We start from the raw sequence: 25,715 nt of genomic DNA on the forward strand, positions 1-25,715 counted from the left end.
CCGCCCGGTCCGCCCGGGCGGGGGCTTCACCGTGCCCGGCCCGGTGCGCGCGCTCGAGGCGGCTCCTCCTTGTCACAGGCCGCACTTAGGCTGATCCCCATGCCACCGGCCAGGAAACGACCCCGCAGCTACGACCCCGTCAAGATCCGCACGGCGGTGCTCGCACAGTTCGGGCACGTGCGGGACGCTGCCTCCGGCCTCACTCCAGAACAGCTCGCCCTGCCCACCCGGCTCGGCGACTGGACCGTAGGGGATCTGGTGGCACACGTCGGGATGAGCCTCGGGGCGGTCTCCCGGCTGACCGGTCTGCCGGAGCCGGCCAAGCAGGACGGCACGCTGCTCGACTGGCCCTCCGCGATCGCGGCCGACGCGCCCGATATCGCCGCTCACGCCCGCGAGCTGGCCGGGAGCCATCCGGATCCGGCCGCCCACCTCGCGGCCGTCGAGGAGCGGTTCACCGCCGACCTCGCCGCCCACCCCGGCACCCGGCTGCTCGCCACCAGCGCCGGCGCCCTGCCGCTGGCCGACTACCTCGTCACCCGTACCGTCGAACTCGTCGTCCACACCGACGACCTCAACGCCGCCGTCCCCGGCCTGGACATCCCCTACGACCGCCAGGCCCTGGCCGCCTGCACCCGGCTCCTGGCCGACACGCTCGCCGTGAAGGCGCCCGGCGGTTCGACGGAACTGCGGGTGCCGCCGTACGCGGTGGTGCAGTGCGTGGCGGGGCCGAGGCACACCCGGGGCACCCCGCCCAACGTCGTCGAGACGGACCCGCTGACCTGGATCCGGCTGGCGACCGGGCGGGTCGGGTGGGCGCAGGCCGTCCAGGACGCCAAGGTCAGCGCGAGCGGAGAACGGGCGGACCTGTCGGCCCACCTGCCCCTGATGACATGAGGGGAACCGATCCCCCCGGGTCGCCCGTCGAAGTGGCATGGACAGGCAGAAGCAGCGCATGACCCTGACGGCCGCCGCCATGCTCGTCCCGCTCCTGGCGGCCTGTGGCAGCGAGAAGGCGGGCAGCGGCAGCGGCTCGGCCGGTGCCGGCGAGCCGATCACCGGTGTGCGGTGGAACGTGGACAGCGTCACCGCGGACGGCAGGACGCAGAAGGCCCCGGCGGGCGCCCACGTGACCATCGACGAGGGCCGGGCCGAAGGCAGCCTCGGCTGCAACAACTTCAGCGCCGAGGCGACCGTCGACGGCGACCGCGTCCGGCTCGGCAGGGCCAGGGCCACCGAGATGGCCTGCGAGGGCACGCCCGTCGCGTTCGAGACGACCCTCGCGAAGGCCTTCTCGGACCAGGAACTGACGGCGAAGACGGACGACGACCGTCTCACCCTCACCACCGGCCAGGGCGACACCGTCCGTCTGACCAAGGCGAAGGACGCCCCGCTGGCCGGCACCGAGTGGACCCTCACGACCCCGAGCGCCGACGGCCGGGCCCACCTCACCTTCGACGACGAGAAGGGCACCGTCTCCGGCAACCTCGGCTGCAACAAGGTGAACGCCGAGGCCACGGTCCGCGACGGCCATATCACCCTCGGCCCTCCCGCCACGACCCGAATGATGTGCGAAGACTCACTCATGGACGCCGAGAAGAAGCTGCTGCGACTTTTCGACGGAAAGCTGGAGTACCGAATCGATCACCAAACTCTGACGCTGACCAGCGAAAACGGCACGAGTGTGCGAGCGGTCGCCGAGCGGTGATCCACCGGAAAGTCCGGTATCCCCAATTCGGACCAGTGGTCGACCTCGCCTACACTCGGTGGCGTGCCACGTGGTGACGGACGACTCAACCACGACCTGCTCCCCGGTGAGAAGGGCCCCCAGGACGCTTGTGGCGTCTTCGGTGTCTGGGCTCCGGGCGAAGAGGTCGCCAAGCTCACGTACTTCGGGCTCTACGCCCTCCAGCATCGAGGCCAGGAATCCGCGGGAATCGCGGTCAGCAACGGCTCACAGATCCTCGTCTTCAAGGACATGGGCCTGGTCTCGCAAGTCTTCGACGAGACCTCCCTCGGTTCGCTCCAGGGTCACATCGCGGTCGGTCACGCCCGCTACTCGACCACCGGTGCCTCCGTCTGGGAGAACGCCCAGCCGACCTTCCGCGCGACCGGACACGGATCCATCGCGCTCGGCCACAACGGCAATCTCGTCAACACCGCCCAGCTCGCCGAGATGGTCGCCGACCTGCCCAAGCAGGAAGGCGGGCGCACCCCGCGCGTCGCGGCGACCAACGACACCGACCTGCTCACCGCGCTCCTCGCGGCCCAGGTCGACGAGGACGGCAAGCCGCTGACCATCGAGGAGGCCGCACACACGGTCCTCCCGAAGGTCAAGGGCGCGTTCTCGCTCGTCTTCATGGACGAGCACACCCTGTACGCGGCCCGCGACCCGCAGGGCATCCGCCCGCTGGTCCTCGGCCGGCTGGAGCGCGGCTGGGTCGTCGCCTCCGAGTCCGCCGCCCTCGACATCTGCGGCGCGAGCTACGTCCGCGAGATCGAGCCGGGCGAGTTCGTCGCCATCGACGAGAACGGCCTGCGGACCTCCCGATTCGCGGACGCGAAGCCCAAGGGCTGTGTCTTCGAGTACGTCTATCTGGCCCGCCCGGACACCGACATCGCCGGCCGGAACGTGTACCTCTCCCGCGTGGAGATGGGCCGCAAGCTGGCGAAGGAGGCCCCGGCCGAGGCCGACCTGGTGATAGCGACGCCGGAGTCCGGCACCCCCGCCGCCATCGGCTACGCGGAGGCCTCCGGCATCCCCTTCGGCAACGGCCTGGTGAAGAACGCCTACGTCGGCCGGACGTTCATCCAGCCCTCGCAGACCATCCGCCAGCTGGGAATCCGCCTGAAGCTGAACCCGCTGAAGGAAGTCATCAAGGGCAAGCGCCTGGTCGTCGTCGACGACTCGATCGTGCGCGGCAACACCCAGCGGGCCCTGGTCCGCATGCTCCGCGAGGCGGGCGCCGCCGAGGTCCACATCCGGATCTCCTCGCCGCCGGTGAAGTGGCCCTGCTTCTTCGGCATCGACTTCGCCACCCGCGCCGAGCTCATCGCCAACGGTATGACGATCGACGAGATCGGCACCTCCCTGGGCGCCGACTCCCTGGCCTACATCTCCATCGACGGCATGATCGAGGCGACCACCATCGCCAAGCCGAACCTCTGCCGCGCCTGCTTCGACGGCGAGTACCCGATGGAGCTCCCGGACCCCGAGCTGCTCGGCAAGCAGCTGCTGGAGACGGAGCTGGCCGCCGGCCCGGCCGCCACGGCCGCCGCCGACGCGATCCGCCGCCCGTAAGACGGCCCGTACCACCTGCCGTACAACACGAAGGTTCTCATCGTCATGCCTGACACAACTGGTGCCAGCTACGCAGCCGCGGGCGTCGACATCGAAGCGGGCGACCGCGCCGTCGAACTGATGAAGGAGTGGGTGAAGAAGGCCCAGCGCCCCGAGGTCCTCGGCGGCCTGGGCGGCTTCGCCGGCCTCTTCGACGCCTCCGCCCTGAAGAACTACGAGCGGCCGCTGCTCGCCTCCGCCACGGACGGCGTCGGCACCAAGGTCGACATTGCCCGCCGGCTGGGCGTCTACGACAGCATCGGCCACGACCTGGTGGCCATGGTCATGGACGACATCGTGGTCTGCGGTGCCGAGCCGCTGTTCATGACCGACTACATCTGCGTCGGCAAGGTCCACCCCGAGCGGGTCGCCGCCATCGTCAAGGGCATCGCCGAGGGCTGTGTACTGGCCGGATGCGCCCTGGTCGGCGGCGAGACGGCCGAGCACCCGGGCCTGCTGGGCGAGGACGACTTCGACGTCGCCGGCGCCGGTACGGGCGTCGTGGAGGCCGATCGGCTGCTCGGCGCCGACCGCATCCGGACGGGTGACGCGGTGATCGCCATGGCGTCCTCCGGTCTTCACTCGAACGGGTACTCCCTCGTCCGCCACGTCCTGCTGAACCAGGCGGGCCTGGCGCTGGACGCGCACATCGAGGAGCTCGGCCGCACCCTCGGTGAGGAGCTGCTGGAGCCCACGAAGATCTACTCGCTGGACTGCCTGGCCCTGATGCGCACCACCGAGGTGCACGCTTTCAGCCACATCACCGGCGGCGGCCTCGCGGCCAACCTCGCCCGGGTCATCCCCGACGACCTGCACGCGATCGTGGACCGCTCCACCTGGACCCCCGACCCGATCTTCGACCTCGTCGGCCGCACGGGCAGCGTCGAGCGTCTGGAGCTCGAGAAGACCCTGAACATGGGCGTCGGCATGATCGCGATCGTGCCGCAGGAGTCCGTGGACGTGGCCCTGACGACCCTCGCCGACCGCGGCGTGGACGCCTGGGTGGCCGGAGAGATCACGAACCGGGGCGAGCACACGACTGGTGCCGCCCTGATCGGTGACTACGCGAGCTGAGACACGGGGTCATGGCCCTGCGGGCAGCACAGAACCCGGTCGGTGACCGGAATCACCGACCGGGTTAATGCTCTAGTGCAGGGTCAAGCGCCGCGACGATGCTGCGAGGACTGGCCGTCCTCGTCGTCGTCGTCCTCATAGAGGTCGGCGTACCGTGCGTACAGGTCGTCGTCCTGATCATCGTCCTCGATCGGCGGCGCGCCGTTAGGCGGCTGCGGATTCGAAGGCGATGCACCCAGCTCCTCGGCCAGGCGTGAGAGGTCAGTCCCACCGCTGTTGTACTTCAGCTGGCGGGCGACCTTCGTCTGCTTGGCCTTGGCCCGGCCGCGCCCCATGGCTCGACCCCCTCAACGACGGGGCTCGACGGCCCCAGAGTCTTGACACGCGTTCATGGTCCGGCACGGACTCTCCGCGGAGAGACCGGTCCGTAGGGCTTCCACGGTACCTGAGCCCGGGCCCATACGGTACGTCGCCCGCATGACGTGCCCGCGCCCAGGACCTTCGAGGCGCCCCGTCCTCGCTGGTCAACCGCGATTTTAACCACTTATCGGCGGTCGACCCGCCGGTAGAAGTGAGAGTTCTCTCTAACTGCCCACCGACGGGTACCGGCCAAACGTACGAGGCGCCCGGGATCAGCCCGCGGTCATCAGGCCCGGCGGGCCCGGGCCGCGTCGTGCATCCGCTGCTCGGCGATCCGGTCGGCCGCCGCGGCCGGCGGAATGCCGTCCTCCTTCGCACGTGCGAATATGGCCAGCGTGGTGTCGAAGATCTTCGACGCCTTCGCCTTGCACCGCTCGAAGTCGAAGCCGTGCAGCTCGTCGGCGACCTGGATGACACCGCCGGCGTTCACCACGTAGTCCGGCGCGTAGAGGATCCCGCGGTCGGCGAGGTCCTTCTCCACGCCCGGGTGGGCGAGCTGGTTGTTCGCGGCGCCGCAGACCACCTCGGCGGTCAGCACGGGCACGGTGTCGTCGTTCAGGGCACCCCCCAGCGCGCAGGGGGCGTAGATGCCGAGACCGTCCACGCGGATCAGCTCGTCGGTGTCCCTGACCGCGATCACGTCGCGGTGCCGCTCGGTGATCCGCCGCACGGCGTCCTCGCGCACGTCCGTGACGAAGACTTCGGCGCCCTCCTTCACCAGGTGCTCCACCAGGTGGTGGCCGACCTTGCCGACGCCGGCGATGCCGACCCGCTTGGCCCGCAGCGAGGGGTCGCCCCACAGGTGCTGAGCGGAGGCGCGCATGCCCTGGTAGACGCCGTAGGCGGTGAGGACGGAGGAGTCTCCGGCGCCGCCGTTCTCGGGGGAGCGGCCGGTCGTCCAGCGGCACTCGCGGGCCACGACGTCCATGTCGGCGACGTACGTACCGACGTCGCAGGCGGTGACGTACCGGCCGCCGAGCGAGGCCACGAACCGGCCGTAGGCGAGGAGCAGCTCCTCGCTCTTGATCTTCTCCGGGTCGCCGATGATCACGGCCTTGCCGCCGCCGTGGTCGAGACCGGCCATGGCGTTCTTGTACGACATCCCGCGGGCGAGGTTCAGCGCGTCGGCGACGGCCTCGGCCTCGTTCGCGTACGGGTAGAAGCGCGTACCGCCGAGCGCGGGGCCCAGGGCGGTGGAGTGGAGGGCGATGACGGCCTTGAGGCCGCTCGCCCGGTCCTGGCAGAGCACGACTTGCTCATGTCCGCCCTGGTCCGAGTGGAACAGGGTGTGCAGTACATCAGCAGGTGCGCCGGTTACGTCGGTCACTGTGGTGACTCCTGAGTAGGTGCGGCGGGTGGAGACCAGCCCTCGTGCGGGTGGCGGGGACTGTTGAGCATGAGATTAGAGCCTGGCGGGCCCGCCGACCGCACAGAGCACAGGATCACCTCCGACCGGAGTACACCCGTGCGACGATTTGCATAGATTTCCCGCGCGATCGTGAGTGGGTTCCGCAGGTTTTCGCGGCGGTGCGCGGGGGAGGGAGCAGGCGTGCCCAAGGTGACCCCGGTGATCGTCCCCTACGCGACCTACCTGCGCGTGTACGAACCGCTGGCCGCCTTCCCCGAGCCGGAGCGCAGCCAGTGGGCCCGCTACGCCCGCCGGGCCGACCGCCCCACGTACCAGGACGAACTCCGCCGTGCCCTGGCCGACTTGGCACCCGTCCCGCCGGTCCCGGTGCCGGTACACGAGAGCGAGGACGCCTTCGTGCTCGACGTCGACGGCGTCGTCTGCGTCTGCCCCTGGCGCACCCGGCTGCGCGGCTGGCTGGCTCTGGACGAGCTGTCCGAGGAGCTCCCCCGGCCGGTCATGGACGCGGTCCTGCCGCCCGTCCTGCGGCGTCAGGCGGCCCAGGACTACGAGCGCTGGCTCGCCATCAACCCGGACGCCCGGCCGTGGATCCGTACGGCCACCTGGCAGGTCCCGATCAACTGGTTCGTCCTGGTCTCCGACGAGGAGCGCGAGTACGACAGCGGCGCCTCGGCCGGAGGACCGCCGGTGCTGCGCTACCGCACCCCCATGGTCCAGGCCCGCCGGCGTGTGGCCCGGGGCCTGCGCGCCCTGAGGGAGGCCATGGACGAGGGGCCGCTGATCGACGGGCTGACGGACGTCGGGCGCTGGCTCGAGGAGTTCCACCCGCGCTCCCTCGTGGAGCTGGACTACGGCGGTCTGGTGCACGCGCTGCCGGCGGGGACGCTGGAGGACGATCACTCGGCCGCGGACGTGGCCGAGGGCATCGCCGCCCTGCGCAGGGGCGACGGGGAGGCCGCGGGAAAGGCGTACGCCCGGCTCGTGGAGCGCTGGCGTTCCGTGCGGGATCTCCGGTCGGCCAACTGACCCCTGACCTTGATCTCCGTACACACCGCTCGCATTCGGTCACGAACTGACGTTTGACGAACCGCCCGATTTGGGGTTTCGTCCTCGCACCGAGTTCCTGAAGCGGGCCGTGCGTCTCCTGAGGCTTCGTCAACAAGGGACGTAGGGCCCGATCCGGGCAGACCTCTCATGTAGGCCAAGCGTGACGGACTACACGTTCGAGGCTCTTGCGTCCCTTGCCCCTCCTCATGCCAAAATAGGACAAGGAGTCCGGGGAGGACTCCTTCCGTCCCATGGTGCTGCACTATGGGCGGAATCTCAGCATTGCACGCTTTGGGGGGTCTGGTGACTTCCTGATCGCCCTGTGACTGATCGTCACAGCGGTGTGACTGTCCGCTATGGCATGGTCCATCGGCTTCCGTCGCTGATGAACACCTGGAGGGGCAATTCCATCGGTTTGGCCGACGCGGCTGGACAGATGGTGTAGTTGTAGTGCCGAGGACAAGCCGTTCGTCCTATAACCGACTCGACTCGCGTCCGCCATTTCGGGCAACGCGGGTCAAGGTGCAGAATTTAGAGGAAAGAACCGAGAAGGTTCGGTTCTCCCGAGGAGGCCGCTCATGACCGCTCGCACCCCTGATGCCGAGCCGCTGCTGACCCCGGCTGAGGTCGCCACCATGTTCCGTGTGGACCCGAAGACGGTCACGCGGTGGGCGAAGGCCGGCAAGCTCACGTCGATCCGCACGCTCGGCGGGCATCGGCGCTACCGCGAGGCCGAGGTCCGCGCGCTGCTCGCGGGCATCCCGCAGCAGCGCAGCGAGGCCTGAACAACTGAATAACCGGGCAAAACCGGCTGGTCCCCCACTGGTCGCGGCGCCCGGACCGCAGCTCCAAGCGACGCGGGTCCTGCCCCAACAGGCCCCACGCCCACGCCAGTCAGAGCTTCTCAGGCATACAACAGGGTGCGTCGTCGATCGCGCTGGACTCCGCCGGGTCCAGCGCGATCTTTTTTGTGCGCCCACGACGGTTCTGTCGATCCGGCTGTGCGCGGCCGTGTAGAAGCCTGGGGAGGGGTGTCGGATCCCCTGTGCGCGCGGCACCCCGGACAGGGTGCAATTGCACATATTAAATTGACCCTTTGTAGGAGGGGTGTAAGTAACCCACTTTCCAAAACTCATGCGGTGACACCCGTCACATACCAAGCGGCTTGTTAGCTCCGCCTCGCGTGCGGTAGAGGAGCCTCCCTCTCCAGCGGCCCGCGTCCGTACGGGTGTTGGCGCCGTTCGTGGATCAAGCCGGAGCCGGGCTCTCGTCCTCCCGGCCGGTGCGCGGCGCTGACTCCATCGCGAGCCGCAGCAGCCGGTGGCAGATCGGGCAGCGCCGTGTGAGGTGCCGGTACGACGACGCGGCCGACAGGTGCGCGCGGAGCAGCGCCCGCGTCTCGTGCCTGACCGCTGCCGCCATACCCCACCTCCAGGAGGCCGTACGGGGAACGGCCCTGGTTCTGGGGTACCGGCGGATTGAGGGGGCGTCAAGACGGCGTGTGGGGGCCCGAGGGGAGACGCGGAGGTCAGGGCACACGAAAGACCCATCTCAAGGGCCAGAGCGCAACACAAAGAGCCCGGATCCGAAGATCCGGGCTCTTTCACTGCGGTCCTGACGGGATTTGAACCCGCGGCCTCCACCTTGACAGGGTGGCGAGCACTCCAAACTGCTCCACAGGACCAGGTTTCGCGGCGCTATTCGTGCGTTGCGCTGCGAGAAGAGACTGTACAGGAGGGTGAGTCCCGGGTCGAACTCACCCTGCGTGCCGAGCCCGTCACGGCGCCGCCGCGTCGATCGCCTTCACGATCCGCTTGTCGGAGACGGGGTACGCCGTGCCCAGCGCGTGGGCGAAATAGCTGACCCGGAGCTCCTCGATCATCCAGCGGATGTCCAGCACCGACGACGGGACCGGCCGGCCCTGCGGCAGCTGCTCCAGCAGCCAGGCGTACTCGTCCCGCATCTCGTGGACCTTCTGCATCCGCGTGGTGTCCCGCTGGACGTTCGTCGGCATCTGCTGCAGACGCCGGTCTGCCGCCACCAGATAGCGCATCAGGTCCGGCATGCGCCGCAGCCCCGCCTCCGTCACGAAGCCCGGCCTCACGAGGGCGTCCAGCTGCCCCCGTACGTCCTGGAGGTTCGCCAGCAGCGCCGGGCTGCGTACGGCCTTCAGACGCCGCTCACAGGCCTGCCATGCCGCCAGGACCTGCTGCACCCGATCCACCGTACGGACGGTCGTGTCGACGATCTCGGCACGCACCTTGTCGTACAGCTTCCGGTACGACTCCTCGTCCCACGCCGGCCCGCCGAAGTCCCCGATCAGCTTGTCGGCAGCGGCCATCGCGCAGTCGTCGAACAGAGCCTGGATCGAGCCGTGCGGATTGGCGGACAGGGCCAGCTTCTGCGCGTTCGTCAAGCGATCGCTCGTGAACTTCGCCGGGTTCACCGGAATGTTGCGCAGGATCAGCCGACGCGTGCCCTTCCACATCGCCTGCGCCTGCTCCGCCTCCGTGTCGAAGAGGCGCACGGAGACCGTGTCGCCGTCGTCGACCAGCGCCGGATACGCCTTCACCGGCTGACCGGCCCGACGGGTCTCGAAGACCCGGGTGAGCGTGCCGATCGTCCAGTCCGTCAGACCCGAGCGCTCCAGGGACTCACCACCGGAGCGTTCCGCGGTCGCCGCGGCCGCCTGGGAGAGCGCCTTGCGGGCCTTCGGGCGCAGCTGGAGCTTCAGCGCCTCCAGGTCCTTGTCCTCGGCCAGTTTGCGGCGCCGCTCGTCGACGATCCGGAACGTGATCTTCAGATGGTCGGGGACCTTGGACAGGTCGAAGTCGTCCGCCTCGAAGGGCACGCCGACCATGAGCCGCAGCTCACGGGTCATCGTCGCGGTGAGGGGCTCCTGGAGAGGGACGGCCCGGTCCAGGAACGCCTTCGCGAAGTTCGGCGCGGGGACGTAGTTCCGCCGGATCGGCTTGGGCAGGGACCGGATCAGCTCCGTCACCAGCTCCTCGCGCAACCCCGGGATCTGCCAGTCGAAGCCCTCGTCCGTGACCTGGTTGAGGACCTGGAGCGGGATGTGCACGGTCACGCCGTCGGCGTCCGCGCCCGGCTCGAACTGGTACGTCACCCGGAACTTCAGATTCCCCTGACGCCACGAGTCGGGGTAATCGGCCTTGGTGACCTCGCCCGCCTTCTCGTTGATGAGCATCTCGCGCTCGAAGTCGAGGAAATCGGGCTGCTCGTGCCGCTTGCGCTTCCACCACGAGTCGAAGTGGGCCCCGGAGACCACGTGTTCGGGGATCCGCTGGTCGTAGAAGTCGAACAGGGTCTCGTCGTCGACCAGAATGTCCCGGCGCCGGGCCCGGTGCTCCAGCTCCTCGACCTCCGTCAGGAGACGGCGGTTGTCCGAGAAGAACTTGTGGTGCGTGCGCCAGTCCCCCTCCACCAGCGCGTTCCGGATGAACAGCTCACGGCTGATCTCCGGGTCGATCCGCCCGTAGTTGACCTTCCGCTGCGCCACGATCGGCACGCCGTACAGCGTGACCTTCTCGTACGCCATCACCGCGGCCTGGTCCTTCTCCCAGTGCGGCTCGCTGTACGTCCGCTTCACGAGGTGCGCGGCGAGGGGCTCCACCCACTCGGGCTCGATCTTCGCGTTGACACGCGCCCAGAGGCGGGAGGTCTCGACGAGCTCGGCGGACATCACGAACCGCGGAGGCTTCTTGAAGAGGGCCGAGCCGGGGAAGACCGCGAACTTGGCGTTCCGGGCGCCCAGATACTCGTTCTTCGCGCCGTCCTTCACGTCCTTCATGCCGACGTGCGACAGAAGACCGGCCAGCAGGGAGAGGTGGATACGGTCGGCCGGGGCGTCATCCTCGTTGAGTTGGATGCCCATCTGCTTCGCGACCGTGCGCAACTGCGTGTAGATGTCCTGCCATTCGCGGATGCGAAGGAAGTTCAGGTACTCCTGCTTGCACATCCGGCGGAAGGACGACGACCCGCGCTCCTTCTGCTGCTCGCGGAGATAGCGCCAGAGGTTCAGGTAGGCCAGGAAGTCGCTGGTCTCGTCCTTGAAGCGGGCGTGCTGCTGATCGGCCTGGGCCTGCTTCTCGGCGGGACGCTCACGCGGATCCTGGATGGACAGCGCGGCGGCTATCACCATGACCTCGCGCACACAGCCGTTCCGGTCCGCCTCCAGGACCATCCGGGCCAGCCGCGGGTCGACAGGCAGCTGCGCCAGCTTCCGGCCGGTGTCCGTGAGCCGCTTGCGTGGGTCCTTCTGCGCCGGATCGAGCGCGTTCAGCTCCTGCAGCAACTGGACACCGTCGCGGATGTTGCGGTGATCCGGCGGGTCGATGAAGGGGAACTTCTCGATGTCGCCGAGGCCGGCCGCGGTCATCTGCAGGATCACGGAAGCGAGGTTCGTCCGGAGGATCTCCGCGTCCGTGAACTCCGGCCGGGCATTGAAGTCGTCCTCGCTGTACAGCCGGATGCAGATGCCGTCCGACGTACGCCCGCAGCGGCCCTTGCGCTGGTTGGCACTCGCCTGCGAGACCGGCTCGATGGGCAGCCGCTGGACCTTGGTGCGATGGCTGTACCGCGAGATCCGCGCGAAGCCGGGGTCGATCACGTATTTGATGCCCGGGACGGTCAGCGACGTCTCGGCCACATTCGTGGCCAGAACGATCCTGCGGCCGGTGTGCTGCTGGAAGACGCGGTGCTGCTCCGCATGGGAGAGCCGGGCGTACAGCGGCAGGATCTCCGTGAACCGGTAGTTCTTCCTGGTGAGGGCGTCCGCCGTGTCCCGGATCTCCCGCTCACCGGAGAGGAAGACGAGAATGTCGCCCTTCCCCTCCCTCTGGAGCTCCTCCACGGCATCCGTGATCGCGGTGATCTGATCGCGGTCGGCGTCGTCGCCCTCCTCCTCCAGCAGCGGCCGGTAACGGACCTCCACCGGGTACGTACGGCCGCTGACCTCGATGATCGGGGCGTCACCGAAATGCCGGGAGAAGCGCTCGGGGTCGATCGTGGCCGAAGTGATGACGACCTTGAGATCGGGGCGCTTCGGCAGCAACTGGGCGAGGTACCCCAGCAGGAAGTCGATGTTGAGAGACCGCTCGTGTGCCTCGTCGATGATGATCGTGTCGTAGGCACGCAATTCGCGGTCGGTCTGGATCTCGGCCAGCAGGATGCCGTCCGTCATGAGCTTGACGAAGGTGGCGTCCGGATCGACCTGATCGGTGAAACGGACCTTCCATCCCACGGCCTCGCCGAGCGGGGTGTCCAGCTCCTCGGCGACACGCTCGGCGACCGTCCGGGCCGCGATCCTGCGGGGCTGCGTGTGCCCGATCATGCCCCGCACACCGCGCCCCAGCTCGAGACAGATCTTGGGGATCTGCGTCGTCTTGCCGGAACCGGTCTCACCGGCGACGATCACGACCTGGTGATCGCGAATGGCGTCGGCGATCGCGTCCTTCCGCTGGCTGACCGGCAACTGCTCGGGATACGTGACCTCGGGCACGAGGGCACGCCGGCCGGCCATCCGCTCCTCGGCCCTGCCGACCTCCGCCTCGATCTCGGCGAGCACAGCGGCCCGCGCCTCGGGCTTACGGATCTTGCGCGCACCTTCGAGCCTGCGCCCGAGCCGGTGCGCGTCGCGCAGCGACAGCTCGGTCAGGCGGGGGGCGAGGGCGCCGAGGGCGGGGGCAGGGTGCGTAGACATACGGGATCCAGGATCTCATCCCCCGCAAAACAGAGGCGAACGGATTTCGAGCAGAGCGTGCGGACAGCCTTCGAGCGCCTGATCGAGCAGCCATTCGATCGAGTGGCCGGAGATCGATCACCTGACCGGCCCCTCGGCCGCACCCTAGATTCCCTGAACGGGAAGCTCGTGCATAAAACAAGGCCCCGATCCGAAGATCGGGGCCTTGGCTGTGGCTGGGGCCGGGGTCGAACCGGCGACCTATCGCTTTTCAGGCGATCGCTCGTACCAACTGAGCTACCCAGCCACGAGGTTTCACGTGAAACCTCAGCGGTCCTGACGGGATTTGAACCCGCGGCCTCCACCTTGACAGGGTGGCGAGCACTCCAAACTGCTCCACAGGACCAAGCTTCGTACGACAGTGTCGCACAGGGTGGTGCGTGCCCCCAACGGGATTCGAACCCGTGCTACCGCCTTGAAAGGGCGGCGTCCTAGGCCGCTAGACGATGAGGGCTATCGGCCCGCCTGCGCGCTTCTCAGCGCGTCGGGGACGTGAGAAGCATATGGGATGGCGGGAGCTATCGCCAAAACGGTTTAGGGGGAGGCCGACGTGGCGGTCTCCGAGGGGGTGCCGGGGGAGGGTGTCGCGCCGGGCTGGTTCTCCTTCGGGAGGTGGCGGCTGACCTCCGCCGTCGTGAGGCCGAGGCCGCCCAGTTCGATCTCGTCCCAGGCCTGGAGATGGCGGGTGTCCCGGTCGAAGTACAGGATCGACGCCTCGATGGGGTCGGGGTGTTTGCCTTCGATGGCGCGCAGCCCGCTGCCGCCCGTGGAGCCCTCGATGCGCAGCCGGGTGCCGTAGGGCAGCAGCTCCATCTCGTCGTGGTGCAGGTGGCCCGCCAGGGCCAGGGGCACCTCGCCGTCGACCTCGCGGGCGGCGGAGGGTTCGTGGGCGATGGCGACGTCCACGGGGGTGCCGGCGGTGCTCTGGTCGCGCAGGGCCGTGGCGAGGCGGGCGCCGGCCAGTTCCTGGGACTGCCGGGCGCCGGTCTGCTGCGAGCGGTCGGGGGTGAACTGCGGGTCGCCGATGCCGGCGAAGCGCAGGCCCTTGATCGTCTGTGCCTTGCCGTCGTCCAGGACGTGGACGTTCTTCAGGTTTCGCATGTAGCGCTGGGTGATCATCGAGTCGTGGTTGCCGCGGACCCAGACGTAGGGGGCTCCGAGGTCCTCGATGGGGTCGAGGAAGCCGTTCTCGGCGGCGGTGCCGTGGTCCATCGTGTCGCCGGAGTCGACGATCACGTCGACCTTGTACTGCTTCACGAGCGAGGCGATGATCTTCCAGCTCGCCGGGTTGAGGTGGATGTCGGAGACGTGCAGGACCCGGATCGTGGAGGGATCGGGGGCGTAGGCCGGCAAGGTCGAGGTGGCGTCGTAGAGCTTGGTGACGTTGGTGACGAGGCGGGCCAATTCCTTCTGGTAGACGTCGAATTCCGTGACGATGCTGCGCGCGTTGCCGACCAGGGAGGGGGCCGAGGTGAGCAGGCCGGAGAACTTGGGTTCCAGGACGGAGTCGGGGCGCCAGGTGGCGTAGGCCGTGCCGCCCGAGGCGGCGAGGAGGGTGAGGGCGAGGCCTCCGGCGGCCAGGGCGCGGCGGGGTCGGCGGTAGACGGCGAGGCCGAGGGTGGTGGCTCCTGCGACGACGGCGACGCCGGAGCGTACGGCCAGGTCGAGGGTGCCGCGGCCGACGTCCGCGGCGACTTCGTCCTGGAGGCCGGAGAGGCGTTCGGGGTGGTCGACGAGGGCCTGGGAGCGGTCGGGGTCGAGCTGGTCGACGTTCACGTCCAGGCGGACGGGCGCGATGTGGCTGTCCAGCTGCAGGGCGCCGAGGGGCGAGACGTTGATCTTTGTGCCGCCGGTGAACGACGGCCGCAGCGTCATCGTGGTGTCCATGGGGCCGACCGGGACCCGGACGTTGCCCACGACCAGCAGTCCCAGCCATGCGCCGCAGAGGACGACGGCCACGAGGCCCGCGGCGCGGGTCCACGGGTGCGGCTGTGCGACGAGTTCGATGGTGGTGGGCGCCTGGCGGGAGCGGTAGCGGCGGGTGAGGGCTTGCGGGATCTTGCGGATCGGGTTCAGGACACTCAGGACTGCGGCGGGGACGCGGGCCATTGATCCCGTATGCCCAAGTCCGCGGCCGGATATGCGGCGCCGGGAGGCTCTCGTAGGGCGGGGTCGTGGCCGACAATGGGCCTGTGCTGGAGATGACGCGCGAGGAGTTCGAGGAGCTGGTCGCCGAGGCGCTCGACCGGATCCCGCCGGAGTTGACGCGACTGATGGACAACGTCGCGGTGTTCGTCGAGGACGAGCCGCCGGCGGACGATCCCGAGCTGCTCGGGCTGTACGAGGGGACTCCGCTGACCGATCGGGGTGAGTGGTACGCGGGTGTGCTGCCGGACCGGATCACGGTGTACCGCAATCCGACGCTGCGGATGTGTGAGTCGCGGGAGGACGTCGTCGCGGAGACGGAGATCACCGTGGTGCACGAGATCGCGCACCACTTCGGCATCGACGACGAGCGTCTTCACGCCCTGGGGTACGGCTGACCGGGTTGTGAATGCGGGCCGCGTGTCCTCTTGTGGGCGGCGGGAGTTGGAGGTGTTGACTTCATCACCCGTTCCGGAGGTGGCCCCGTGCGCCCCTTGTACGTACCCGTCCGACTGGCCGTCACGGTCGTGGCGGTTGCCGCTGCCGCCGGCTGTATGAGTGTCGGCGACGACGACGCGGGCGGGAGTGTCAAGCCGTCGCACTCCGCGGGGCAGCGGGCCGGCGAGGCGTCCGACGGCGGTCGGGCGGTGTCGGGGGGCGGCGGCGGTCCGGGTGCGGTCGGCCCTGATGGTGAGCGGGGGCGCGGCAAGGGCCGGAAGGACGAGAAGGGCAAGGGCGGCGGGGCGGGGAAGTCGGCTGCGCCCGAGGTGTCGCCGAGCGCCGAGGTGAGCCCGCGCGAGCCGGGGGGTGAGCAGCCGGGGAAGCCGGCCCGGCCGACTCCGAAGCCGCCGGCGCCGCCGACGCCCACCCGGACGGCCGAGCCGGAGCCCACGCCGACGCCGCAGGAGCCGACGGCGTCTCCCGAGCCGACGCCGGAGCCGTCGTCGTCGGCGCACGAGCCGCCGGGGCCGCAGCTCGAGCAGCGGGAGCCGGCGCCGGAGGCGGGCTCGCCGGCGTAGGGGCGGGGGTGTGCGGGTGGGGTGGGAAGTTTTTCCTCCGGGGCGGGAACAATCCCGGCCGGAGGGTGGTTGTGCAGGCTTGGATGCTGTCCGGCCGTCGGGCAGTGGTCCACTGTCTCCTGCGCGGTCCGGTTTGCCTTATGGGGCCCGGAGTGCGTATGGTGGCAGATCGTTTGATCCCATCTTGCCCGGCGCCACTGCAGAGCGCGCCGTGTGGCGCGTACTCTCCCTTGCCGTGGTGGACCGCATTGAGGCGGTCGTATTGCGATTCGCGAATCACGGAGTTGACGGGCGCGTGCCGACTGAGACTCCGGAAGGTTTCGCATTCGCATGTCCATCGCCAGTACTGATCACGTCGTCGTGCCCGAGAACGAGGCAGTCGAAGACGCCCCCGAGGTCACTTTCGCGGACCTCGGTCTGCCTGAGGGCGTTGTGCGCAAGCTCGCGCAGAACGGTGTGACCACCCCCTTCCCGATCCAGGCCGCGACCATCCCGGACGCCCTGGCCGGCAAGGACATCCTGGGCCGTGGCCGCACCGGCTCCGGCAAGACCCTGTCGTTCGGTCTGCCGACCCTGGCGCGTCTCGCCGGCGGCCGCACCGAGAAGCACAAGCCGCGCGCGGTCATCCTCACCCCGACCCGCGAGCTCGCGATGCAGGTCGCGGACGCCCTCCAGCCGTACGGCGATGTCGTCGGCCTGAAGATGAAGGTCGTCTGCGGCGGTACGTCGATGGGCAACCAGATCTACGCCCTGGAGCGCGGCGTCGACATCCTCGTCGCCACCCCGGGCCGGCTGCGCGACATCATCAACCGTGGCGCCTGCTCCCTGGAGAACGTCGAGGTCGCCGTCCTCGACGAGGCCGATCAGATGTCCGACCTGGGCTTCCTGCCCGAGGTCACCGAGCTGCTCGACCAGGTCCCGGCCGGCGGCCAGCGCATGCTGTTCTCGGCCACGATGGAGAACGAGATCTCCACGCTGGTCAAGCGCTACCTGGTCGACCCGGTCTCGCACGAGGTCGACAGCGCCCAGGGCAACGTCACGACCATGTCGCACCACATCCTCATCGTGAAGCCCAAGGACAAGGCGCCGGTCACCGCCGCTATCGCCTCCCGCAAGGGCCGCACGATCATCTTCGTCCGCACCCAGCTGGGCGCCGACCGCATCGCCGAGCAGCTGTGCGACTCCGGTGTGAAGGCCGACGCGCTGCACGGCGGCATGACGCAGGGCGCGCGCACCCGCGTGCTGGAGGACTTCAAGAAGGGCTACGTCAACGCGCTCGTCGCGACCGACGTCGCCGCCCGCGGTATCCACGTCGACGGCATCGACCTGGTACTGAACGTGGACCCGGCCGGTGACCACAAGGACTACCTGCACCGGTCCGGCCGGACCGCGCGTGCGGGCCGCTCCGGCACCGTCGTGTCGCTGTCCCTGCCGCACCAGCGCCGTCAGATCTTCCGGCTGATGGAGGACGCGGGCGTCGACGCCTCGCGCCACATCATCCAGGGCGCCGGCGCCTTCGACCCGGAGGTCGCCGAGATCACCGGCGCCCGGTCGATGACCGAGGTCCAGGCCGAGTCCGTGGGCAACGCGGCGCAGCAGGCCGAGCGTGAGGTCGCCCAGCTCACCAAGGAGCTGGAGCGGGCGCAGCGGCGTGCGAACGAGCTGCGCGAGGAGGCAGACCGCCTGGTCGCCCGGATCGCCCGCGAGCAGGGTGAGGACCCCGAGGCCGCGGTGGCCGAGGCCCAGGCGGCGGTGGTGGCCGCGGCGGCCGAGGTGTCCGTGCCCGAGCAGCCGGCGGCGCAGGACGTCGACCGGGCGGACCGCGACGACCGTGGTGGCCGTGGCTTCGAGCGTCGTGACGACAACCGTGGTGGTTTCCGCCGGGACGACCGTGGTGACCGCGGCGGGGACCGGGGTGGCCGTTCGTTCGAGCGTCGTGACGACCGGGGTGGCCGTTCCTTCGAGCGTCGTGACGACCGTGGCGGGTTCAACCGCGACCGCGGCGGTGACCGGGGTGGCCGTTCGTTCGAGCGTCGTGACGACCGTGGTGGCCGTTCCTTCGACCGTGACCGTGACCGCGGTGGTTTCCGTCGTGACGACCGGGCCGACCGTGGTGACCGGGGCGAGCGCGGTGGTTTCCGCCGGGACGACCGTGGTGACCGCGGCGGTGACCGGGGTGGCCGTTCGTTCGAGCGTCGTGACGACCGTGGCGGGTTCAACCGCGACCGCGGCGGTGACCGGGGTGGCTTCCGCCGTGACGAGCGCGGCGGGCACCGGGGCAGCGACCGTCCCTTCAACCGGGACCGCCGTGACGACCGTCCGGGTTTCCGCTCCGGCGGGCACGACCGCCCTGGCCACGACCGCCCCGGCCACGACCGCCCGTACGGCCGTCGTGACGACCACCGCGGTGGCGGCTCGTTCCAGCGCCGCGAGGACAAGCCGCGCTGGAAGCGCAACGGCTGACATCAGCGCCTGAGGAGCGCCGTGGCCCCCTTCCCAACGGGTGGGCCACGGCGCTTCGTCGTCCGGGCGCGGGCTGTCCGGGGGGTCGTGCGGATGCGCCCGAACCGGTCGTTTGGCGGCCTTCATCGGCCTTGTTCGTCCCTTCGCCACGACCGGGACCCGGATACCCGATCGGAGACTCGGCGTCCTCCGGCTATGCTCGTGGGGGCAACATCGCCTGGGCCCTTAGCTCAATTGGCAGAGCAGTGGACTTTTAATCCATTGGTTGTGGGTTCGAGTCCCACAGGGCCTACGGACGCGGGGAGGGGAGAATCCCCTCTGACCTGCGATGCGGCGCTCGGGCCTGCTTCGGCTGGCTGGGGCGCCGCTGCGTTTTTGTGGTGGCTGGGCGCGGGGTGCGGGTATGGCGGTGACGCCACCGTGGTGCGCGTCACTCACGTGCCATGACGTCGTGAGTTCCCCGCCGCCTCGACGACGGCCGCCCGTGTGGCGTGAGGGGCTGCTCTGGCCGGTGCTGTCGGGGTGGCCCGGCCGGGCGGTGGCTCATGACCTTGGTCATCGACCAGTAGCCCAGGGCTTCCCCGCCGGCCGTGCGGCGCACGACGTCGCGCACCGGGCGGCGTCGCCTCGCCCGCGCAGGACGACGACATGCGACCGGCCCACCCGACGCCGAACTCGCCTGATGTCCGGGCGGGTTAGACTCCCGATCGCGCAGCGGCCGCACGCCGGGGCGGGACCGACCATCCTGTCCGCCGTGCGCAGAGTCGGTCGGGGCTGCGTATGAATGGGGGCGACGCAATGGGACTGGACATGTCCGGGCTCGGGCTCTCCGCCCCTGAAGAGGCCGTGTACCGGCACTTCCTGAGGAATCCGGACACCTCCGACGATGAGATCCACACACTGCTGGGACTGGACCGGCGTGAGGTGGGCGAGAGCGTGCGCCGCCTGTGCGCGCTGGGGGTGCTGAACCGCACCGGGCCGGGCGCGCTCGCAGCCGTGGACCCGGAGACCACCGTGGAGCGCCTCACCGACCTGTGTCTGCGGGAGCTCCACAGGGAGCTCGCCCGGGTCACGCAAGCCCGGCACCTGGTCGCCGAGCTGCGCCAGGAGCAGCCCCGGGAGGCCGTTTCCGCTCCGCGTATCGAGCGGCTGGCGGACGTGGAGCGGATCCGCGCCCGGATCGACGACTTGGCCTTCTTCGCGCGCGAGGAGATCCTCTCGGTCGAGCCGTACGTCGAGCTGACGCCTGAGAACATCGCCCACGCCCGTCCCCTCGACCAGCGTTGCCTGCGGCGCGGTGTGCGGATCCGCAGTGTCCTGCCGCGCACGGCGCTCGACCATCCGCCCACCGTCGGCTACCTGCGCGAACTCGCCTCGCAGGGCGCGCAGATCCGGGTCGCGCAGACCGTCACCGAGCGCATCCTCGTCTACGACCGCAGTATCGCCCTGGTGCCTGTGGACCCCGACGACACCGCTCGTGGCGCACTGCTCGTCCGTGAGGACGGTCTCGTCGCCAATGTGCTCGCCCTGTTCGAGAAGATCTGGAGCGAGGCGGAGCCTCTTCCGCCGTACGACGAGGACGGTGACGGCCGCGACCAGCCGACCGAGCTGGAACAGCGCGTCCTGGAATCGATGTGCCGGGTCAGCAAGGACGAGATCGGGGCCCGCGAACTCGGCATCTCCGTCCGCACCTACCGCCGCCACGTGGCCGACCTGATGCAGCTGCTCGGCGCGGCGGGGCGGCCGCAGGCCGCTCTCCTGGCTCGTGAGCGCGGCTGGATCTGACGCCTCACCCGTGCGAGCCTGCGGAGAATCGCCACGCCCCAGCGGAGAGGCACCCGCAGACCCGGGCGGACAGAGGTTAAAGGACAAGCTGAGCGTCGGGCAGGGACCAGCCACGCAGCGCGCGGTCCCGCAGCGCCCCGGCCACGGCCGCGTGCGCCGTATCCGGACCGGCCCCGACCCGCAGTGTGATCCGGTCCGCCGACACATGCGTGGAGCAGGGCCATTCCGGTGGCAGCAGGGCCAGCAGGCGGATCACCACCAGGGGAGCGGCGGGCGAGTCCGCGGCCACGCGCACGACATGGATCTCCGCCTCGGTGCCGGCGTTCCCGCGGCTCATGAGGCGGGGCCGAGGACCGGAGTCGTACGGATGCCGAACTCGCGCCGAAGGGCGGAACGCGCGGCCCAGTAGCCGGACATGCCGTGCACGCCGGGGCCGGGCGGTGTGGATGCCGAGCACAGGTACACCCCGCGCAGCGGGGTCCGGTAGGGGTCGAACCGGGGCACGGGGCGCAGCAGCGACTGGGTGAGCGTGATGGCCCCCGCCAGGATGTCGCCGCCCACGTAGTTCGGGTTGTACGCCTCGAAGCCCGCGGCGGTGACGGCCCGTTCGGCCAGGACCGTGTCCGTGAAGCCGGGTGCGTGCCGCTCGATCGCGGCCCGGATCATCGGCAGTGGATCACGCGTGTCGCCGTTGGGCACGTGCGCGTACGCCCAGACCGGCCGCCTTCCCCGTACTTCCCGCCGGGGGTCGGTGACGGCGGGATCGACGAGCATGACGAACGGTTCGGTGGTCGGGACACCGCGTGCTGCGAGGGTCTCCTGTCGCAGCATCGTGGCGCGGCTGCCACCGAGGTGAACCGTGCCCGCGCGGCCGACCTCGGGGTTGCGCCAGGGGATCGGCGCGGAGACCAGGAAGTCCGCCTTCGCCGCGCCGGGGCCGTACCGGAAGCGCGCCAGGGCCTTTGCGTAGCGGGCCGGCAGCCTGTCCCCGGCGAGGGCGAGGAACCCCTTCGGCGCCACGTCCAGCAGGACGGCCCGTGCGCCCTGGAGCTCCCGCACGTCGGCGACAGGCGCTCCGGTGCGGATGCGGCCGCCGTGCGCCACCAGGTCGTCGGCGAGTGCGCGGGCGATGGCGCCGCTGCCGCCCTTCGGCAGCGGCCACCCCGTGCTGTGGCCGAGGTGCCCGAGCAGCAGAGCTGTGGCGCCGGAGGCGAGGCTGGGCAGCCGCCCGACCGCGTGCGCGGCCACGCCGGTGAGCAGCGCGGCCGCCTCCTCGGTCGCGAACCCGTGGAAGGGGCTGCCGTGGCGCAGGACGCGCGACGCCAGCAGTGCCGGGGCGGCGAGGTCGTCGGGCCAGGACCGCTGCCCGGACAGTATGAAGTCGACGACGCCTGTGGTGTGCGCGACCAGGGGCTCCATGAGCCTGCGCCACCGGACACCGTCGGCGCCGAGTCCGGCGCAGGTGGCTGCGAGGTCGCGGTGCGCCAGTGCGACGGTTCGCTCGTCGATGAGTTGGGCGTAGGCGATCGGGGGGTGGAGGAGTTCCACCCCGCGGGCGGCGAGGCCGAACTCGCGGAAGAACGGCGAGGCGGGGGCCATGGGGTGCACCGCGGCACAGATGTCGTGCGCGACCTCGCTGTCGAACAGTGGGGCGGTGCGCAGCCCGCCGCCGATGTCGTCGGCACGTTCGCGGATTTCGACGCGCAGACCGGCGCGGGCCATGGTGACCGCGGCGGCGAGTCCGTTGGGGCCGCTGCCGACGACAGCGACGTCGAAGTCCGTCATCCGGCTGCCGGCCTCTCGGGTCCTCGGCCCTGCGTGGCTTGCTTGGCCTCGGCGAGCAGTTTCAGCCCGACCCGGTCCGTCCGGTCGGGCCGGCCGCCGAGCCGGTGTACGACTGCCCAGGTGGTGGTGCCGGGGAAGGCCCCGGCGAAGACGGACGCGTCCCGCGTCGCTCCGTTGTGCCAGCGCAGCTCGCCCGCGCTCTGCCAGGACACCGCCGGTTCGCCCAGTGCACGGTCCACCAGCATGCCCTTCACGAGCTCCGCCACGGCCCGGGGGGTGGCATACAGGCCGCCCGCGGGCAGGATCGGTCCGGTCATGGTCCAGGGGGCGCGGGGCCGCCCGAACAGGCCGCGGGCCGTCAGCGTCCGGTCGGCGGGCGGGCGGGCGGTGACCTCGTCGACGCCGAGCGGCATGAGTACGTACGTGCGCAGCAGTTCTTCGTACGTGCCACTGCCGGCCGCCTCCAGGGCGGCGCCGAGGACGGCGTAGCCGAGGTTGGAGTACTCCTCGCCCGAGCCCGGCTTCCGCGCGGCGATGGTGTCGAGATGCCGCAGGATCCTGTCGAACTCCTCGGAGTCGAGGGTCGCGTACGGGTCGCGGGGGTCGGTCGACGACGGCTGCGGGTGCAAGCGGGGCAGGCCCGATGTGTGGTCCGCCAACTGCCGGAGCGTGATCTCCGACCCGGTGGGAACGGCCGGAAGCCATTCGGTCAGCCGGTCGTCGGGGTCGAGTCGCCCGGCGTCGGCCAGCCGTGCCAGCAGGGTTCCGGTGAGCGCCTTGGTGACGGAGCCGATCTCCACGTACGCGTCCGGGGCGTGGCCGTGTTCGGCCCGTACGGGGCCGGTGCCGGAGATCGCGCATAGTGGAGCGGGGCGCGGGAACCGCCTCATCCGCCGGTCCAGTTCCGCAGCAGCGCCTGACGCTCGGGTGACTTCGGGGTCGTATCGCCGGTGTCCCGGCACCACGCCATGAGCGTCCGGGGAGACGCGTCGCCGTCGACGAACCGGGCGAGCAGATCCTGGGAGAGGGCGACCTCCTCCTTGTCGTACGCACCGGCGGCGGCCGAGTGGACGGCCAACTCCTGCGCGTCGGAGGCGGTTTCGAGTCGCAGCAGCATCTCCGGCGGTTCGCCGGTGCCGCCCAGTGCCGCCGTGAGGACGACCTCCACGGCCAGCGCCAGCCGTCGGCGGGAAGCGCTGCGCACCGGGGCGCCCTCGACGGTCGCGGAGCGCAGTTCCTCCCACGTCCACACCCGGTGGTCACCGGCCGCGCCGGCCTCCACGCCCTTCTCGGTCAGCCGGACTCCGCGGCCCTCGGTGCCCGGCGGGGCACCCACGTACACCGCGTCCGCGGTGATCCAGAACAGTCCGACCATCGCCACAGTTGACTCCCGTTCGTGTCGTACGTCCCGTCCGGACGGGCGGCCCGGTCGGGCGCGCCCGGCCCCGGACGATCAGCCTGCATTCTCGGCGGAGGCCGTTCGTGTCGCCGTGACGGCGGACTGTTCCGGCCATCCGGCCCGTTCCCGTACGGACGCCGTGACGCGGTCGCGGACACGGCCCGCCAGTCGGATCCCCGCGGCGAGCGGCCGGCTCAGGAAGATCAGGTCGCAGGCCACCATGGTGAGGGCGAACCCGGTGAGCCCCATGAAGAAGGCGATCGACAGGTGGAAGCCGATCGACGCCACGGCCGCCCAGGGGCGTAGCCTCCGCACGAGCACGCCCAGCGGGAAGTAGACCAGGAACAGGGTGGTGGCGTACGTGCCGCCGATCACCAGCAGGTCGTTCTCGTACACCAGCCGTGAGAATCCCGGGAGTTCGAACTCGGGGATGCGCATGATGTAGAAGAGCGCCGTGCCGTCCTGCCACAGTTTGCCCTGCACCTTGTAGAGGCCGCTGGTGACGTAGACGAGGCAGATCTGCGCCGCGATGGCGAGCACGCCCAGGTTGTGCAGCGGAGTCTGCGCGGCGCGCACACCGGCGGGCAGCCGGTCCTTGACCCGCCCGGCGAGGCCGCTCGTCAGCGAGAGCCGGTCGTAGCAGCGGGTGAGCATCAGCATGGGGATGACGAGATACGCCAGGTTGTCGCCGCCGTCGAGCAGGAACGGGTCCCGCTGGTACACCGACCACAGGAACACCCAGTGCAGGGCGAGCACCGGCCGTCCTCCCACGCCCAGTGTGACCGCGAGCGCCAGCAGCATGCCGAGGTGGAAGACCAGCTCGAACCAGGCGGCCGAGGTGCTGACCGCGTAGAGGCTGAAGGTGTCCGTCTCGTCCAGAACGGTGAGGAAACGGCTCCAGGACTCGACGCCCGAGGGACCGAAGAGATAGTGCCGGTCGGCGTACTGCGAGGCGTAGAACATGAAGCCGACGAAGCCGAGCAGGACTCGCGTGCCGGAGACTCCCAGGACGGCGAACGGCGTGGAGCCGAGCCGGTCGAGCGAGGTCAGGGAGCGGCTCGCCCGGGCGCGCAGCCGCGCGTGAAGTGAGGTTGTCACCGCAGTTCGCCCACCTTCAGCCAGTCGAAGTCCTGCACCTGCGTCGTGTCCTTGCCTGCCTGGGCCGGGGCGTTGCGCTTCGACCAGGGCGGCAGTTCGCGCACGTACATGCGCACCTGGATCCGCTGCGGGTCACCGCCGCAGGCGTCGGGCATCTGGGTCAGTGAGTAACGGGAGAGGAAGCGGACCGCGTTGTCCTGCGCCTTCTGCTCCTCCGGCATCAGGCGGACCTTGCCCTTGCCGTCCTTCTGGTCCTTCGCGATGTCGTCCTTGTGCTTCTCCCGCAGCCGGTCGAGCAGCGGGTCGGTCGCGTTGATGGACTGCATCGGCGCGGAGACCAGCCGCGACATGCGGGAGGGGAAGAACCTGCTCTCCTGTGCCTTGCGCACATAGGTGGTGGTGACGTCGTGGTAGTCGGTGACGCTCCCGTCCCGGCACCGGGCCCGGGCCAGCACGCCACGGTCGTCGGCGAGCGGATCCGGCGCGAAGAGCATCCAGTTCTGCACGAAGTAGGGGTTCAGGTAACCCTTCACCTTGTCGAAGTGCTGGACCTTCAACGGGGTGGCGGGGGCTTGGGAGAAGGCGGCGAGAGCGAAGTGAAGGCCCAGGAGGGCGGCGCCGCCGAGCAGCACCACCCTCCTGATCACGAGAGGACTCGTCACTTGTCGAAAACCTCTTCGACGGACGGCGCGCCCTTGCTGGTGGTGTCCGCCGGGGCGGAACCGAGGCTCGCGATCCGGACCACGTTGCCGACCTGGCTGCGGATGGCCTGCGTGCCGGCCAGCGCCCTGCCGTGGACGACCGCGGCCTTGGCCACGGAGCCCAGCCACATCGGCTGCTTCACGTCGGTCTTCGACTCGGCCGCCTGGGCGGCGGAGTCGGTCACCGACGGCGCCGCGGCCTGGGCAGGAGCCTGCATGGCGAGCAGAGCGGCGACGCCGCCGAGAACCACACCGGCACCGGCAATTGCCTTCTTCACTGTTTTCTCCCGTTTGTTCTTCTTCTGGTGC

22 protein-coding genes and 5 tRNA genes are annotated in these 25,715 nt (G+C 70.1%); 11 read left to right on the forward strand and 16 right to left on the reverse strand.

All coding sequences use genetic code 11. The features are described 5' to 3' along the window. Nucleotides 1-99 precede the first annotated feature (99 nt). The 4 genes from ABTX60_RS15405 to purM all read left to right on the forward strand — a co-directional run bounded on the left by ABTX60_RS15405 (nt 100) and on the right by purM (nt 4,414). On the forward strand, nt 100-897 hold the full coding sequence (locus ABTX60_RS15405; protein WP_352097530.1) for a maleylpyruvate isomerase family mycothiol-dependent enzyme: 798 nt from the start codon (nt 100-102) through the stop codon (nt 895-897). 37 nt (nt 898-934) lie between these two features. Beyond that, nucleotides 935-1,708, forward strand: coding sequence for an META domain-containing protein (locus ABTX60_RS15410; protein WP_352097531.1), 774 nt, complete (start codon nt 935-937; stop codon nt 1,706-1,708). 63 nt (nt 1,709-1,771) lie between these two features. Further along, nucleotides 1,772-3,301, forward strand: coding sequence for an amidophosphoribosyltransferase (gene purF, locus ABTX60_RS15415; RefSeq protein WP_352097532.1), 1,530 nt, complete (start codon nt 1,772-1,774; stop codon nt 3,299-3,301). Between the two features lie 45 nt (nt 3,302-3,346). Beyond that, nucleotides 3,347-4,414, forward strand: a complete 1,068-nt coding sequence (purM, locus tag ABTX60_RS15420; RefSeq protein ID WP_352097533.1) for a phosphoribosylformylglycinamidine cyclo-ligase — start codon at nt 3,347-3,349, stop codon at nt 4,412-4,414. Nucleotides 4,415-4,497: 83 nt separating this feature from the next. Here the strand turns inward: purM and ABTX60_RS15425 are convergent, their stop codons facing one another. Next, nucleotides 4,498-4,749, reverse strand: a complete 252-nt coding sequence (locus tag ABTX60_RS15425; RefSeq protein WP_352097534.1) for a DUF3073 domain-containing protein — start codon at nt 4,747-4,749, stop codon at nt 4,498-4,500. Between the two features lie 311 nt (nt 4,750-5,060). Beyond that, nucleotides 5,061-6,161, reverse strand: coding sequence for a Leu/Phe/Val dehydrogenase (locus tag ABTX60_RS15430; protein ID WP_352097535.1), 1,101 nt, complete (start codon nt 6,159-6,161; stop codon nt 5,061-5,063). A 222-nt stretch (nt 6,162-6,383) separates the two neighbouring features. On the opposite strand from ABTX60_RS15430, the gene ABTX60_RS15435 reads away from it, so the two are divergent. Beyond that, nucleotides 6,384-7,229 carry a DUF8083 family protein gene (locus ABTX60_RS15435; protein ID WP_352097536.1) on the forward strand — a complete coding sequence of 282 codons (846 nt, stop codon included), beginning with the start codon at nt 6,384-6,386 and terminating at the stop codon, nt 7,227-7,229. Between the two features lie 599 nt (nt 7,230-7,828). After that, nucleotides 7,829-8,035 (forward strand): developmental transcriptional regulator BldC, encoded by a 207-nt coding sequence (gene bldC / locus ABTX60_RS15440; RefSeq protein WP_003949541.1) that lies wholly within the window; start codon nt 7,829-7,831, stop codon nt 8,033-8,035. Nucleotides 8,036-8,498: 463 nt separating this feature from the next. Here the strand turns inward: bldC and ABTX60_RS15445 are convergent, their stop codons facing one another. The 7 genes from ABTX60_RS15445 to ABTX60_RS15475 form a co-directional block, all read right to left on the reverse strand. Continuing rightward, nucleotides 8,499-8,672, reverse strand: a complete 174-nt coding sequence (locus ABTX60_RS15445; protein WP_352097537.1) for a DUF6274 family protein — start codon at nt 8,670-8,672, stop codon at nt 8,499-8,501. Nucleotides 8,673-8,859: 187 nt separating this feature from the next. Next, a tRNA-Asp gene (locus tag ABTX60_RS15450) sits at nt 8,860-8,934 on the reverse strand. 93 nt (nt 8,935-9,027) lie between these two features. Beyond that, on the reverse strand, nt 9,028-12,972 hold the full coding sequence (gene hrpA, locus ABTX60_RS15455) for an ATP-dependent RNA helicase HrpA (protein ID WP_352097538.1): 3,945 nt from the start codon (nt 12,970-12,972) through the stop codon (nt 9,028-9,030). A gap of 212 nt (nt 12,973-13,184) precedes the next feature. After that, a tRNA-Phe gene (locus ABTX60_RS15460) sits at nt 13,185-13,258 on the reverse strand. A 24-nt stretch (nt 13,259-13,282) separates the two neighbouring features. Further along, a tRNA-Asp gene (locus ABTX60_RS15465) sits at nt 13,283-13,357 on the reverse strand. A gap of 35 nt (nt 13,358-13,392) precedes the next feature. Beyond that, nucleotides 13,393-13,465: transfer RNA gene (locus ABTX60_RS15470), tRNA-Glu, on the reverse strand. Between the two features lie 80 nt (nt 13,466-13,545). Next, the gene (locus ABTX60_RS15475) at nt 13,546-15,120 is read right to left on the reverse strand and encodes a metallophosphoesterase family protein (protein ID WP_352097539.1); all 1,575 of its coding nucleotides are present in this window, start codon (nt 15,118-15,120) and stop codon (nt 13,546-13,548) included. An 83-nt stretch (nt 15,121-15,203) separates the two neighbouring features. On the opposite strand from ABTX60_RS15475, the gene ABTX60_RS15480 reads away from it, so the two are divergent. The 5 genes from ABTX60_RS15480 to ABTX60_RS15500 all read left to right on the forward strand — a co-directional run bounded on the left by ABTX60_RS15480 (nt 15,204) and on the right by ABTX60_RS15500 (nt 20,423). Continuing rightward, nucleotides 15,204-15,554 (forward strand): metallopeptidase family protein, encoded by a 351-nt coding sequence (locus tag ABTX60_RS15480; RefSeq protein WP_031137833.1) that lies wholly within the window; start codon nt 15,204-15,206, stop codon nt 15,552-15,554. Nucleotides 15,555-15,641: 87 nt separating this feature from the next. Continuing rightward, nucleotides 15,642-16,175, forward strand: a complete 534-nt coding sequence (locus ABTX60_RS15485; protein ID WP_352097540.1) for a hypothetical protein — start codon at nt 15,642-15,644, stop codon at nt 16,173-16,175. A 330-nt stretch (nt 16,176-16,505) separates the two neighbouring features. Then, complete coding sequence (locus ABTX60_RS15490; protein WP_352097541.1) at nt 16,506-18,638, forward strand: DEAD/DEAH box helicase; 2,133 nt, start codon at nt 16,506-16,508, stop codon at nt 18,636-18,638. Nucleotides 18,639-18,857: 219 nt separating this feature from the next. Next, a tRNA-Lys gene (locus tag ABTX60_RS15495) sits at nt 18,858-18,930 on the forward strand. Nucleotides 18,931-19,448: 518 nt separating this feature from the next. Further along, nucleotides 19,449-20,423 (forward strand): helix-turn-helix transcriptional regulator, encoded by a 975-nt coding sequence (locus tag ABTX60_RS15500; RefSeq protein ID WP_502992326.1) that lies wholly within the window; start codon nt 19,449-19,451, stop codon nt 20,421-20,423. A 76-nt stretch (nt 20,424-20,499) separates the two neighbouring features. Here the strand turns inward: ABTX60_RS15500 and ABTX60_RS15505 are convergent, their stop codons facing one another. From ABTX60_RS15505 to ABTX60_RS15535, 7 genes are all read right to left on the reverse strand, one after another. Next, nucleotides 20,500-20,760: a hypothetical protein gene (locus ABTX60_RS15505; RefSeq protein ID WP_352097543.1), complete on the reverse strand. Its 261-nt coding sequence runs from the start codon at nt 20,758-20,760 to the stop codon at nt 20,500-20,502. Continuing rightward, nucleotides 20,757-22,208, reverse strand: coding sequence for a phytoene desaturase family protein (locus ABTX60_RS15510; RefSeq protein WP_352097544.1), 1,452 nt, complete (start codon nt 22,206-22,208; stop codon nt 20,757-20,759). The genes ABTX60_RS15505 and ABTX60_RS15510 overlap by 4 nt, the downstream gene beginning before the upstream one ends. Further along, nucleotides 22,205-23,098, reverse strand: a complete 894-nt coding sequence (locus ABTX60_RS15515) for a serine hydrolase domain-containing protein (RefSeq protein ID WP_352097545.1) — start codon at nt 23,096-23,098, stop codon at nt 22,205-22,207. Before ABTX60_RS15515 ends, ABTX60_RS15510 begins: the two co-directional genes overlap by 4 nt. Further along, nucleotides 23,095-23,589 carry a hypothetical protein gene (locus ABTX60_RS15520; RefSeq protein ID WP_352097546.1) on the reverse strand — a complete coding sequence of 165 codons (495 nt, stop codon included), beginning with the start codon at nt 23,587-23,589 and terminating at the stop codon, nt 23,095-23,097. The genes ABTX60_RS15515 and ABTX60_RS15520 overlap by 4 nt, the downstream gene beginning before the upstream one ends. A 72-nt stretch (nt 23,590-23,661) precedes the next feature. After that, the gene (locus tag ABTX60_RS15525; protein WP_352097547.1) at nt 23,662-24,705 is read right to left on the reverse strand and encodes an HTTM domain-containing protein; all 1,044 of its coding nucleotides are present in this window, start codon (nt 24,703-24,705) and stop codon (nt 23,662-23,664) included. Further along, nucleotides 24,702-25,367: a DUF5819 family protein gene (locus ABTX60_RS15530; RefSeq protein WP_352097548.1), complete on the reverse strand. Its 666-nt coding sequence runs from the start codon at nt 25,365-25,367 to the stop codon at nt 24,702-24,704. The genes ABTX60_RS15525 and ABTX60_RS15530 overlap by 4 nt, the downstream gene beginning before the upstream one ends. Next, complete coding sequence (locus ABTX60_RS15535) at nt 25,364-25,684, reverse strand: hypothetical protein (RefSeq protein ID WP_352097549.1); 321 nt, start codon at nt 25,682-25,684, stop codon at nt 25,364-25,366. The genes ABTX60_RS15530 and ABTX60_RS15535 overlap by 4 nt, the downstream gene beginning before the upstream one ends. Between the last annotated feature and the right edge of the window lie 31 nt (nt 25,685-25,715).

Source organism: Streptomyces sp. NPDC126510, assembly GCF_040302345.1.
Classification (GTDB): Bacteria; Actinomycetota; Actinomycetes; order Streptomycetales; family Streptomycetaceae; genus Streptomyces.